This is a genomic window from Streptomyces sp. AV19, assembly GCF_015999245.1.
In the GTDB taxonomy this organism is placed as follows: domain Bacteria; phylum Actinomycetota; class Actinomycetes; order Streptomycetales; family Streptomycetaceae; genus Streptomyces.
In genome coordinates, this window is record NZ_JAEAMR010000014.1 from 19,753 (window position 1) to 32,585 (window position 12,833).

Here is a 12,833-nt window from a genome sequence, read left to right on the forward strand (position 1 = left end):
TTGGGCTCTTCGGGCTTTTCGGATGAGGCGGTCAGCGGCTTGCGTGCAGCCAGGTGGCGACGGTCTGCGGGCCGTCGGGGAGGCGGTTCATGGACGTGAGGAGGGCGTCGCGGCCCGGGACGTGGCCCCCGGCCGCGCCGGCCAGGACCTCGCCGATGCGCTCCGCCGCGCCGGCCGCGTGGTAGACGGGGGCGCGGGCCACCGCGTCGAGGAACGGATTGCCGGTGAGCAGCGGCGCGAGCTCCGCCCGCCAGCCGTACGGGAACACCGCGTACGGGAACAGCACCCCGGGCAGGTGCTCCTCGAAGGCGTCGAGGGCGGCCTGGTCGGCGGGCTCCTGCGGCCCGGATGGACCGCCCTCGTGCAGCAGGGCGACCGCCGGGGTGCCCAGCAGCGTGGCGCGGGCCATCGCGCACGAGGTGATGTTGTCGGTGAGGAACAGGTCGGCGGCGCCCAGCAGTTCGGTGAAGTCCGCCAGGGGCAGCGGCGCGCTGTTCACGAAGCGGACGGCGTCGTCGGCCGGGCCGGCGGCCACCGGGCCGCGGCCGACGCCGACGACGGTCACCGGGCGTTCCAGCCGCCGCAGGATCCGGGCCAGCCAGGTGCGGAACAGGCCGCGGTGGTCGCAGCCCGAGCCGGTGGCCTTGGCGATGTAGTCGAACGCGGTCGACGCCCAGGCGGACTTGGGGAAGACCACCAGCAGCCCGTCCTCGCCCACCCCGTGCGCGGCGCGCACGGCCAGGGCCCGGTCGCGGTCCACCACGGGCGGCGCGTCGTAGAGCCGGAACGCGCCGTCGGCCTTGCTCGGCGGCGCGACCGGCACCGGACGCAGCGGGGTCACGTCGTCGGGCAGCGGCGGGATGTCGATCCGGGGCGCGTACCAGCGGCGCATGGTCTCGGCCCCGGGCAGCCGGGCGATCTCCATGGCCATCCCGGGGACGCCGGCGCCCAGGGCGAGGGAGTCCACGGCGGCGAGCGGCCGGCCCAGGGCCCGCAGGCCGTCCAGGGTGATGGGGGCCGGTTCGAGGGTGAGCAGATGGTGGTCGGCGAGGATGACGCCGTCCGGGCCGAACTCCTCGGCGATGGCCGCCAGTTGCGCGTCCTGCCGGGTCAGGCGGGGCGCGAACTCGTGTACGGGCACGCCGGCGGCGCGCGCGTACGCGGCGTTCTGCGGCGGCACCACCAGCAGCGGGGACATCCCCGCCCGCCGGAGCTGGCCCGCCAGCAGCATGGCGTTGTGCAGTTCGCCCAGGCTGAACCGCCCGGGGCAGACGATCATGATGCGCATGTGCCGGCCGCCTCCCGTGCGGTCTGGTGGGTGATCACGGCTGTCGCCTCGCGTTCGTCGGCGGTCACGGCCAGCGTCCAGCGCGCGGCCGTCCCGAGCCGGCCGACCAGGCTGACGAGCACGCCGTCGTCGAGGACCCGGCACAGCACCTCCTGGTGTGCGCCGCCTGCGGGGCGGCAGGTCAGCCAGCGGCCGTCCGCCAGGCGCACGGCCAGGGACGAGGTCCACAGGCGGCCGGCGGGCGGGGGCGCGGTGTGCCAGACGGTGCCGTCGGCGCCGGAGAGGAGCAGCTGGGGCGAGGAGGGCGCGGCCGGGGTGAGGTGGACGACGGCCTCGCCGTCCGCCGGGACGGGCGCGCCGTCCACCCGGAGTGTCCAACTCCCGTCGCCGGACGGGGACATCGACCAGTGCAGATCCGGCGCGGCGAGGCCGAAGTCCTCGGCCTGCTGCCACGTCGGGCCGGTGCTCTCGCCCCAGCCCAGGCCCGTCTCCGGGTCCTCCCGGGGGCCCTGCCGGTCCACCCACAGCCCCGCGCGCCAATCCGTGAGGGAGCCCAGGGGGCGGCGGCGCGGGAAGGGGCTCGACAGCACCCGCTCGCCGGCGTCGCGCCACAGCACGACACCGCCGTCCGCCGCGCTCAGCAGCAGTTCGCCGTCGGCCGTCGCGGCCGTGGCGACGGTACGGCGGGCCACCGTCCGCTGCCCGAAGGTGACTTCGGCAGGTGGCCGGGGCGCGGCCGGAGCGGGGGCCGGTGCGCAGGCGCGCAGGTCCGGCAGGGCGGCGGGGGCCACGCCGGGCAGCAGCTCCGCCGGGCTCCAGGCCCGGGACAGCCGTACGCGGTAGCCGAACTCCCGGCGCTGGACGAGGCGTTGGCGCAGGGCGGGCAGCGCGGCGCCGCCGAAGCGGGCCTCCACACCCGCGTCCCACTCGGGCCGCAGCGCCAGTCCGCCGGCCGGGTCCCACCACGCCATGCCCTGCTCCGCGCGCTCGCCCCACAGCGGGTGGGGGCGGTCGGCGGACAGCGCCTCGTAGTCGGTGAGGTCCTCCGGGCACAGTCCGCGGACGGACGGCAGGACGCCGTCGGCGGTGACCAGTTGGGCCTGCCGCAGCTGGTGCCAGGGCAGGGCCAGCAGCGAGTCCACGGGCGGGGTCGGGCCCTGCCACCGCACGCGCTGGTGCAGGACGCCGTCGCGCAGCACCGTCTCCCGGTGCAGGCTCGCCCGGTCGTCGCCCTCGGTGACGTGCCAGCCGCCGTCGGTCTCCCGTACGGCCAGCCGCCGCCGGGCCTGGCGGCGCCAGCCGGTCAGGAAGGGCGGGCCCAGCACGGGCCACGGGTCGAGCAGCAGCGCGCCGGGGTGCGCGTCGTGGTGCACGGTGACCAGGCCCGTGCCCTCGTCGAGGGCCAGGGACCACGGCCCGTCGGCGTGCCGGCGTACCGGGGCGGCGGGCTCCGGGGCGGGCGGGGCCGTCCGGTTGCGGGTGGTGGTGCCGGCCACGGTGACGTCCAGCTCGGTCAGCGTGCCCGTCGGGCCGTCGACCGCCGCCGACACCGAGGCGTCGCCGACCGCGAAGCGGTAGCGGACGGCCGTCCGGCCGCCGACGGTCTCCACGCGCGTGGCACCGGGGTCGGAGCGGTTGATCAGGCTGCGCCAACTGGCGCCCATGGCCAGGGAGTTCCAGTCCAGGTGCGGGTAGCGCTCGCGGAGGCCGCGCAGCACGCGCGGCAGGAAGCTGACCAGCTCCGTGTAGCCGTCCTCGTCGGCGGCCGGACCGTCCAGGGCGACGAAACCGACGCGCTCGTAGAGCGGGGCGGCCCGCCGGTTGGTGGGGCGCACCTCCGTGCGCAGCACGTCCACCCCGTCGTCCAGAAGCGGGAGAATCGATTCGGCGAACAGCCGGCCCGCCATCAGGCCGCCGCGGTGGCGCGCGTCGATGACGAACATGCCGGCGAAGGCCTCGTCCGGCGCGGCCACCCGCTGCCCGGAGGTGCGGAAGAAGCCGAGCGTGCCGACGACGGCGCCGCCGGACTCGGCGACCTGCATCCGGCGCACGCCCCGCTCGTCGAGGACGGCGAGGAGCCCCGCCGCGTCCATGGGGTGCTCACGTGCGGTGTGCGGCCCGACCTGCTGCCGGTGGAAGAGGCCGGCGACCTGCTCGGCGTCGCCGCGGCGAAACGCCCGGACTTCGCTCACGCCGCATCCGCTCCCGGACGCTCGCTGACGACGAGGGAGCCCTTCGCCACGACCTCGGACCCCACGCTCGCCCGGACGGAGACCTCCGTCAGGGTGCCGATCGAGGCGCCGAGCCGGGCGTGCAGCAGCAGCTGGTCGCCGGGCACGACGAGCCGGGAGAACTTCATCTGCCGGATGGCGCCCAGGTATCCGACCCGGTCCGCGGCCTCGGCCGCCGCCTCGGGGGACCCGTCCTGCGGGTGGCGGGCACCGTAGATCACGGCCACGAGCTGGGCCATCGACTCGATCAGCAGCACGCCGGGCATGACGGACTGCGCGGGGAAGTGCCCGGCGAAGAACGGCTCGGAGACGGTGACGTTCTTGATGCCCGAGCCGCTGCGGCCGGGGTCGACGTCGAACGCCCGGTCCAGCAGCAGCATCGGCCACCGGTGCGGCAGCATCGCGCGGATCCGGTCCGCGTCGAAGGACAGCAGGTCGGGCATCAGACGCTCTCCACGGCGGGGATCTCCCCGGCCTGCTCGATGATGCCGCCCTGTTCGATAATGAAATCGGCGAGCTTGTTCACCGATCCGAAGACGCCGGAGTCGTCGTCGCTGATGGAGACGCCGAAGTTCTCCTCGACCATCACCACGATCTCCAGGGTGTCGAGGGAGTCGAGCTCCAGGCCGCGGCCGAACAGCGGCTGGTCGTCGCCGATCTCCTCGGCGGGCGTGGCGAGTTCGAGGTTGTCGACGAGGAGGGTCTTGAGCCGCTGGTTGAGCGCGGTGCGCTCCTCGGCGCGCTTGCGCAGGTCGGCGTGGGTCATGGGGATGAGCACCTTTCCTTCGGGTGGGGGGAGACGGTGGCGAGGGGGTCAGGCGGTGAGTCCGCCGTCGGCCACCACGACCTGGCCGGTGATGTAACTGGCGGCCGGGGAGGCCAGGAAGCGCACGGCGTTGGCCACTTCGGCCGGTTCGCCGGGCCGCCCGGCGGGAATGAGCCGCAGGTACTTCTCGCGGACCACCGGCGCGGCGGACCGCAGCATGTCGGTCTCGGTGAACCCCGGGGCGACGGCGTTCACCCGGATCCCGCGGTCGGCGACCTCCTTGGCCAGGCTCGCCGCGAAGGCGTGCAGACCGCCCTTGCTGGCGCTGTAGTTGGCCTGGCCGGGCGTCCCGGACAGGCCGCTCGTCGAGCCGATCAGGACGAGGGAGCCGCCGGTGCGGTGCATCAGCTTGACCGATTCCCGGCAGGTCAGGAACGCGCCGGTGAGGTTGGTGTCGAGGACCCGCCGCCACTTGTCCAGACTCATCGCGGCGAGCAGGCCGTCCGCGACGATGCCGCTGTTGACCACGGCCACGTCGAGGCGGCCGAACTCCCCGCGGATCTCCCGGAACATGGCGCGGACGTCGTCCTCCACGCCCACGTCGGCCCGCACCACCAGGGCCCTGCGGCCCAGCGAACGGACCTCCTCGGCCGTGTCCTCTGCGGCCTGACGCTGCGTCACACAGTGCACGACGACGTCGCACCCGGCCTCGGCCAGCGCCAGGGCGCAGGCCCGGCCTATCCCCCTGGACGAACCGGTGACCAGGGCCACCGCCGGATCGGGGAAACACCCGAAGGAGCTCATGCCCAACTTCCTTGCCTGTCGGCTCGATCGATGACGTGGGGATCCGCCTGCCGGCGCAGGGCCGCGAGGACGGACCGGACCGCGGCCGAGGTGTCGGCCGCCCGGACGGGCACGGCCGCGTCCGCGCCGCGTTCCATGCCGGCCAGCGACCGGGCCGGGCCCAGGGCCACCCGCGGATGCGTCCCGGCCCCGGCCATGACCTCGCGCCACCGCACGGGGGCGCACAGGGAAGCGGCCAGGTCCGCCCGGATCGCCGTCGGGTCCGTGCCGAAGACGCCCCGGCTGATGAGCCCCACCGGAACGCGCGGAGGCCGGATGCCGACGCGGTCCACCGCGGCGCGCCAGTCCTTCTCGACCGGCTTCATCATGCGGCTGTGGAACGCGTGCGAGACGTCCAGCGCCTTCGCGCGGGCGCCGACCCCGGACCGGAAGCGGTCCATCCGCTCCCGCTCGCCGGAGTAGACGACCTGCCGCGCGCTGTTGTCGGCGGCCAGGTCCACGCCGCAGTCCTCCGCGATCCGCGCGACGCGCTCGCGCGGCATCGCGGGGGAGAGGAGCACCGCGGCCATGGCGCCGTCGCCGGGCGCGGCGGCCATCAGCCCGCCGCGCAGCCGGGAGAGCGCCACCGCGTCGCCGAAGCCGAGGCATCCGGCGACGACCAGCGCGCCGAGCGCCCCGACGCTGTGCCCCGCCGCCGCGGCGGCGGTCACCCCGCCCGCGGCGAGCGCCCGCCACGCCGCGACGGCACAGGTCAGCAGCGCGGGCTGGGCGTTCTCCGTCGCGGCCAGGACCGCCCGGTCGGAACGCCAGCACAACTCCCGTACGTCCAGCCCCAGAACCTCGCCCGCCTCGTCGAACACGGCGGCGGCCTCGGGGAACGACGCGCACAGGTCGCGACCCATGCCCACGCTCTGGCTCCCCTGCCCGGGAAACAACGCGCACACGGCGGTCATACGGAATGGGCCCCTTCAGGCGGACTGGCGGATCTTGTTCCCCCAGAGGGAATCAGAGTCCGGGGTGAAGGGGCTTCACCCGAAGCGGGTGAAAAGATCGATTTGCTTGAACCGTCTACCTCTGGGCGTGTGCGGTGGCCGGTTCAGTGACCGGGACGCGGCTCGAAGCAGCCGGCCTCGGGGTACGGACCGTTGGTCTGTACCTGGTAGTTGGTCTTCTGGACGAACGCGGTGACGCAGGCGTCGTCGTGGACGCGGAGGCCGATCAGCGCGCCCTCGGGCGTGACGTAGTGATCGGTCACGAAGCGCGCGTCCATCTCCCGCACGGTCAGCGTTCCGCCGAGCCGCTTGCCCTTCGGACCGGTCCGTTCCTCCTCGTACCCGAGCTTGAGCATGGCCGCGCGCACGCTCTTCGGATCCCACGTCCTGGCTTCCCAGAGCCGCTTGAGGACGGGCTCGATGCGGTCGGCCTCCTTCTGCGCGTCCTTCGCGCTCGCGGGGGACATGTCGCCCGGGATGCGGAAGCCGTTGTTCTCGCGGTAGTGCGGGGCACCGTCACCGGCTCCGGGCTCCACGTACGGCATGGCGGGCGGGGCACCGGGGCTCGAAGCCGAAGGAGAAGGAGAAGGAGGAGAAGAAGGAGACGGCGGAGACGAAGCCGGGCCGGCCGCCGCCGGTCCCGTGGCGCGCTCTTCACCGCAGGCGGTCAAGGAAAGGGCGGCGCCCAGCAGGAGAGCTGCCGCCGCAACGTGTCTGCGCCGCCGATGTGCAGAGATCAACATGGGAACGACTCTCCCACGGAGTGCGTCAATTGAGCAGACCGAGCCGCCGCGCGGCCTCGACGGCCTCCCGGCGGCTGCACACGCCCAGCTTCCGGTACAGCGACTTCACCTGCGTCTTGATGGAGTTGACCGTGACGTACTGGCCCTTCGCTATGTCCGCGAGCCTCAGATGGCTCGGCAGGGCCGCCAGGACCTGCGCCTCGCGCGGGGTGAGCAGCACGGTCGCGGCCGGGGCCGGGGACGCGGTCGTCGGCGCGCCGTCCGTGCCCAGCAGGCCGTCCACGAACCGGGCGTGCGTCCGGCGCTCCGAGCGGTGCGTGCGCAGCAGCGGGCGCAGCCAGGCCCCGTTGTCGGCGAACGGCCGGTGGTACGCCAGGGGCGCCGCCGCCTCCAGGGCCTGGTCCACCGCGTCGAGCGCCGCGCGCAGGGAGCCGCGCGTCCAGTGCGCGTGGGCGGTCTCGACGAAGACGTCCGCGTGGATCGCGCTCCGTGCGCCCGTCGCCGGGGAGTGGCACCGCAGGGTGGCCAGCGCCTCGGCCGGAGCCCTGCCGAGGGTCTGGGCCCGCGCCGCGACCACGGCGATCCGGGCGGACGCGGACGCCGCCGTCCCCGAGCCGCGCAGCCGGTCCCGCACCTGGTCGACGAGGCCCAGGTCCAGGGCGGCGCGGCACTCCGCCGCCAGCAGCCGGGAACGGTAGGCCGCCGGCGGCTCGTGACGCTCCAGGCGGTCGCGGAGGGCGGCCAGGAAGTCGCGGGCGCGGCCCGGATGCCCTTCCGCCAGGAGGAGTTCGCCTTCCAGGAGCCCGGATTCCAGCAGCTGCCCGTAGCCGGGCTGCCGGGCGGCCGTCAGGAAGGAGCGGAGCATGGCCCGGGCCTCGGCGAGGTCGTGCCGCCACCACGCCCACCAGCCCGCCACGAGGTAGACGGCGCACAGCGGCTGCTGGTGGGCCCAGCCCCGGGACTCGACGGTGCGCAGCAGTTCGCGCACGCAGTCGTCGCGCCCGGGCCGTCCCGTCCCGATGTCCATCCGCAGCGCCACGAGCCGGCTGTGCAGCGCGGCGAACTCGATCCCCGCGCGCTCGGCCCCGGCCCGCGCGCGCAGCAGGGTCTCGCGGGCCTCGCAGGTCCGCCCGCTCCACCACTGGAACTCGCCGAAGTACGGCAGGAAGAGCGCGGCCCGGGTGTCGTCGTCCAACTGGTAGGGGCGGTCGGGCAGGAAGAGGTGCTCCTCCGCCTCCCGTGCGTGGCGCAGGCTCGCCTCCACACGGCCGTGGTACTGGTCGCCGACCATCCGGCAGAAGGCGATCAGCGCCGTCGCGGACGCCGGCTTCGCGGGTGCCCGCTCGAAGAGTTCCTCCGCCCGCCGCAGCCGCGCCGAGACGTCCGTGCCCGGGTCGACCGCGATCCGGGCCACGGCGCCGAGCAGGACCGCGTGCGGGTCGCGGTCCAGCCGGTGCGGCGGTACGGACTCCAGGACGTCCAGCACGGCGCGGGCCCGGCCGCTCACGCACAGCCGGTAGCCGACCGAACGCACCAGCTTCAGTCCCAGGCGGTGCCGGCCGCCCGCGACGGCCTGCCGCGCGGCCTGCAGGAGCCGGCCGTTGCGCCGGTACCAGTCGCACGCCGCCAGGTGCACGGCCTCGATGCCGCGCCGCTCCGTCCGCTCCCCGAACTCGCCGCGCAGCAGCTCCCGGATGAGGGGGTGGTGCCGGTAGTGGACGGGACCGCCGGGCTCCTGCGGATCGACGGCCGTCAGCAGGTCGTGCTCGGTCGCGAGACGGTGCAGGACCGCGCCGGCGTCCTTGCGGCCGGAGAGCGCCTGGGCGAGCGACGGGCAGGTCTCGCGGACGATGCTGGTGCGCAGCAGCACCTCGCGGCACTCCTCGGGCAGCCGGTCGATCACCTCCCGCCGCAGGTGGACCAGGTCGAGCTGCTTGGGCATGGCGGGCCAGGACGGGGTCTGTCCGGCGTCGCCCTCGGGGAGCGCGGCGAGCGCCAGCCGCAGGGCCAGGGGCTGTCCGCCGGTGCCGGACAGCAGGCGTTCCGCCTGCGGCCCGGGGAGGTCGACGGACCGGGCGGCGAGCAGCTCGCGCAGCTCCGGCATGCGGAACGCCAGCTCTGCGCTGCGGAGTTCGGTGAGCTCGCCGCGCAGGCGCATGCCGCGCAGGGCGAGTTCGGGAACGGTCCGCGCCGACAGGACGATGCGCAGCCGGTCCGGGGCGTGCCGGACGAGGCGGAGGACGAGGGCGGAGGCGGGCCCGGTGAGCTCGTGGAGGTTCTCGACGACGAGCACGACGGGGGACGGGAGTTGGGCGAGCTGGTTGAGCAGCTGGGTCACCAGGGAGTCGACGGAGTCGGCCGAGGCGAGCGGCGGGACGCTCACCTCCAGCTGCGTGGCGCCCCCGGTCCGCGCCACGGCGCCGCGCAGCGCCGCGATCACATGGGCGCACAGCCGCAGCGGATCGTTGTCCTCCTCGTCGAGCGTGAGCCAGGCCAGGGGGCCCGGCAGCCGTCCGCTCGTCCGCGCCCAGGAGGAGAGCAGCCAGTTCTTGCCCGAACCGGGCGGTCCGATCACGAGCGTGAGCCGCCCGGCGACGCCGCGGTCCAGCCGCTCGGTGAGGCGCGGGCGGTGGATCGCGTGCGAGACGTCCGGCGGAACGAGCTTGCTGCCGATGACCAGGTCTGCCAGGGCGTCGTGGACGTTCATCGCTCCCCTACATGATCCACAGATGATGGGGGATGGTAGCAATGCGTACCGAAAGGCCATTGGTGCCCATAAGTTCAGTACGTACTGGTAAGTACCGTTTACGGTGCGTCAGCCCGCCCTGGTTTGAGTTCCAGTATTGCGCAAGCAATAAAATGGCGGGCGAGGCGGCCGCGTCGGGCGCGGCCGCGGACGGAGCAGTTGCGGAGGAAGTCGATGGGTGTGCCCCTCACCAAGGGTGGCAACGTCTCGCTGAGCAGGCAGGTGCCCGGTCTGACCGCGGTCACGGTCGGGCTGGGCTGGCGGGCGGGGTCCGGCTGCGACCTGGACGCCAGCGCGCTGTTGTGCGGGGCGTCCGGGCAGGGGGCGTAGCCCCCGCTCGCCCGCGCGTCGCGCGCCACCGGTCCTCGCCCGCCCGCGGGTTGCGAAGGGGCGCAGCCCCTGCGGAAACGGTGAAAGGGCGGGGCTGGGGCAAACCCCCTCATCCCCACCACCCGAACCGCCTTCCACGGACGCCGAATCAACGCATTCCCCGCCGGGCCGGCAGATCCGTTCTCCCGCCCCGCAAAAGCAATAGCCCTCGCACCGGCAGCGCTCCGCGCAAAGTCGCCGAGCGGATCTCCGCGACCGGCGCAGGCGCAATCGCGACGTCCTCAAGTCCCTTCACCGCAAGCTCCGCCGGGAGATGAGGACCGCTCGTCCCGAAGACGACCCGTGGCGGGAACCCCGCGTCCGCGCACGGCCTCCTCCGCATCACCCGCGCCCCGCGCACCGATGGACGTCCACGAGCCATCACGGCAGGTCGTAGGCCGAGGCCGGCCCGACCGAGATCCGCCCGTGCCCCGGATCCGCCCCCGGTCACCGCCGCTACCGCGGCACCGTGCGCACGGCGGCACTTCAATTCCCTTGCAGGTCAGTGAATTTGCGTGTTCGCGCCGGGCCCGGCGAAATGCACTCCGGCGGCTTCGGCGAAACCCATTTCATCCGCCACGTTCACGAGAAGGCTATTTATTCCATCCTTATAATGAACCGTTATGGCAGTCAGACGGACTGCGTATTGGACTTATGAACACAGGATCCTGGACGATACGAGTCAAGTGCTTCTGGCGTGATGCCATCAGCTGTCTCGGTACGTCAGACGACATGCGGGTGCACTGCCGACGGCGTCAACTTCCGCGTCCCAGGATGCCGTTGATCCCCGCGGTGCGCAGCCCGGATTCACGTATGAGGTGACGGTTTGTTACGCCTGCTGGATTGTGGACTCTGCACGGGAGGAAAGTAAGTGTCAAATGCCGCTGACGCAGTACCGGGGCAGGTGTCCCGGTTCAGCGTCCCGCTCCTGGGATTTGGCGTATTCGCGGTCGCCACGAACGAGTTCGTGCTGGCCGGCATGCTGCCGCACCTCGAGGACTCGTTGCACGTCTCGACGGCGGCCGCGGGCCAGGTGGTCACGGTCTACGCGCTGGCGTGTGCCATCCTCGGGCCGGTGTTCGCGACGGCCACCGCCGCGTGGTCGCGCCGCGTCGTCCTGCTGAGCGCCGCGCTGGTCTACCTCGTGGGCACCATCGGTGCGGCCGTCGCGCCGAACTATCCGCTGCTGCTGGTCGCCCAGGCCGTCGCGGCCGCCGGCACCGGCCTGTTCGTACCCGTCGGCGCCTCCTCCGGTGCCGCACTCGTACCGCCGGAGCGCCGGGGCCGGGCCATCGCCACCGTCCTGACCGGCTTCACCGCCGCGACGGCGTTCGGTGCCCCGATCGGCACCGCCTTCGGCAGCCGTTTCGGCTGGCGCGGCACGATGTGGTTCGTCGCCGGCCTCGCCGTCGTCGGCATCATCGGCCTGCTGACCCTGGTGCCCCGCAACATCCCCACCCCGCCGGCGGAGAGCCTGAAGAAGCGGTTCGTGCCGCTGGCCGACCCGCGGGTGCTGACCACGCTGGGCACCACGGCGCTGGCGTTCACCTCGGTGTACGTCCTCTACACCTACATCGCGGACATCTTCGACGGCGCCACCGGCGGTTCCGGCGGCAAGGTCGCCACCCTGATGTTCGTCCTCGGCATCATCTCGGTCATCGGCAGCTACCTCGCCGGCATCGTGACCGACCGCATCGGCGGCCGCGGCGTGATGGCGATCTGCCTGATCTGGGTCGCGGTCTGCCTGGCGCTGGTGCAGGTGTTCAGCGGGTCGTTCCCGGCGTCGATCGGTTTCATCGCGGTCTTCGCGGTGGCGTGCTTCAGCATGAGCGCGCCGCAGCAGCACCGGCTGATCGGGCTGAACCCGCCGCTGGCCTCGGTGCTGGTCTCGCTGCACGCCTCGATCCTGTACGTGGCCATCGCCCTGGCGGGTGCCATCGGCGGTGCGGGCCTGTCGATCGGCGGATCCGGCAGCCTCGGCTACATCGCCGCGGTCATCGCCGTCCTCGGCCTGGGCCTGTCCGAGCTCGCCCACCGGCTGACCGTCCGCAAGTCGGCCGCCGTGGCGGCGGGCTCCCCCGAACCGGCGGAGGAGGCGGCCGTGACGTCCTGACCGGACGCCCGCCCGCACCAGGGCCGGTGACCCGTACGGCATGGAACCCCCGCCGTCCCGTACCGGACAGACCGGCCCTCCGCCGGCCCGCGGCCGGTGAGCAGACCCCACTCCCAGGGCTGCCCACCGGCCGCGGGCATGTCCGCACCCCACGGCGTCACCGCGTCCGCTCAGGCACACTCCCGGGCGAGTTCGGGAGCGGGGGCCAGCCCGGTGTAACGGCCGGCATGGAAGACCAGCGGGCCCTCCAGGCCGGTCAGCGCGCCCTCCAGGGCCTCGGCGACGACCAGTTCGTGGTCGCCCGCCGGCTGGATGGTGGAGATCCGGCAGTCCAGCCAGGCCAGCCCGTCGAGCAGCACCGGGTGCCCGCCCCGGGTGAACGACCACTCCCCGCCGGTGAACCGGTCCGCCCCCCGGGTGCTGAACGCCCGGCACACGGCCTCGTGCTGTCCCCCGAGGACGGTGATCGCGAAGCCCCCGGCGGACCGGATCGCCGGCCAGGTGGTCGAGGACCGCGCGGCGCACACGGCGATCAGCGGTGGCTCCAGCGACACGGAGGTGAAGGAGTTGACGGCCATGCCCACCGGACCGTGCGGCGTCTGCGCGGTGACCAGCACGACGCCGGTGGTGAACCGGCCCAGGATGTCGCGAAAGGAGCGCTGCTCCAGCATCTGTTCTCCCGTTCGATGTGGTGGGGTCCCGCGGCCGCCGGGGCGGGCGCGGAACGCCGGAAAGGCGGCGGGCAACGCCGGCGGACCGGGCCGCCCCGCGGCCGTCCGCC

Annotated in this window: 10 protein-coding genes and 1 pseudogene; 2 read left to right on the plus strand and 9 right to left on the minus strand. The window is 73.9% G+C overall.

The window, feature by feature from the left end:
* Window positions 1-31: 31 nt before the first annotated feature.
* The 8 genes from I5Q34_RS23505 to I5Q34_RS23540 all read right to left on the minus strand — a co-directional run bounded on the left by I5Q34_RS23505 (window position 32) and on the right by I5Q34_RS23540 (window position 9,531).
* Window positions 32-1,288 (minus strand): DUF6365 family protein, encoded by a 1,257-nt coding sequence (locus I5Q34_RS23505; protein WP_199894378.1) that lies wholly within the window; start codon window positions 1,286-1,288, stop codon window positions 32-34.
* On the minus strand, window positions 1,276-3,480 hold the full coding sequence (locus I5Q34_RS23510) for a GNAT family N-acetyltransferase (RefSeq protein ID WP_199894379.1): 2,205 nt from the start codon (window positions 3,478-3,480) through the stop codon (window positions 1,276-1,278). The genes I5Q34_RS23505 and I5Q34_RS23510 overlap by 13 nt, the downstream gene beginning before the upstream one ends.
* The gene (fabZ, locus tag I5Q34_RS23515; protein WP_199894380.1) at window positions 3,477-3,962 is read right to left on the minus strand and encodes a 3-hydroxyacyl-ACP dehydratase FabZ; all 486 of its coding nucleotides are present in this window, start codon (window positions 3,960-3,962) and stop codon (window positions 3,477-3,479) included. Before fabZ ends, I5Q34_RS23510 begins: the two co-directional genes overlap by 4 nt.
* Entirely contained in the window at window positions 3,962-4,285 is a 324-nt protein-coding gene (locus I5Q34_RS23520; protein WP_199894381.1) for an acyl carrier protein, read from the minus strand. Before I5Q34_RS23520 ends, fabZ begins: the two co-directional genes overlap by 1 nt.
* Before the next feature lie 48 nt (window positions 4,286-4,333).
* On the minus strand, window positions 4,334-5,089 hold the full coding sequence (gene fabG, locus I5Q34_RS23525) for a 3-oxoacyl-ACP reductase FabG (protein ID WP_199894382.1): 756 nt from the start codon (window positions 5,087-5,089) through the stop codon (window positions 4,334-4,336).
* Entirely contained in the window at window positions 5,086-6,042 is a 957-nt protein-coding gene (locus I5Q34_RS23530; protein WP_267912008.1) for an ACP S-malonyltransferase, read from the minus strand. The genes fabG and I5Q34_RS23530 overlap by 4 nt, the downstream gene beginning before the upstream one ends.
* 143 nt (window positions 6,043-6,185) lie before the next feature.
* A complete protein-coding gene (locus I5Q34_RS23535; protein ID WP_307811726.1) occupies window positions 6,186-6,626 on the minus strand; it encodes a hypothetical protein in 441 nt (146 codons plus the stop codon).
* A gap of 223 nt (window positions 6,627-6,849) precedes the next feature.
* Window positions 6,850-9,531 carry a LuxR C-terminal-related transcriptional regulator gene (locus I5Q34_RS23540; RefSeq protein WP_199894385.1) on the minus strand — a complete coding sequence of 894 codons (2,682 nt, stop codon included), beginning with the start codon at window positions 9,529-9,531 and terminating at the stop codon, window positions 6,850-6,852.
* 213 nt (window positions 9,532-9,744) lie between these two features.
* On the opposite strand from I5Q34_RS23540, the pseudogene I5Q34_RS23545 reads away from it, so the two are divergent.
* Window positions 9,745-9,891: pseudogene (locus I5Q34_RS23545) on the plus strand (TerD family protein); the annotation flags it as partial.
* A gap of 919 nt (window positions 9,892-10,810) precedes the next feature.
* Entirely contained in the window at window positions 10,811-12,052 is a 1,242-nt protein-coding gene (locus tag I5Q34_RS23550) for an MFS transporter (RefSeq protein ID WP_199894386.1), read from the plus strand.
* A 170-nt stretch (window positions 12,053-12,222) separates the two neighbouring features.
* On the opposite strand, the gene I5Q34_RS23555 is transcribed toward I5Q34_RS23550, so the two are convergent.
* Window positions 12,223-12,723, minus strand: a complete 501-nt coding sequence (locus I5Q34_RS23555) for a flavin reductase family protein (protein WP_199894387.1) — start codon at window positions 12,721-12,723, stop codon at window positions 12,223-12,225.
* Between the last annotated feature and the right edge of the window lie 110 nt (window positions 12,724-12,833).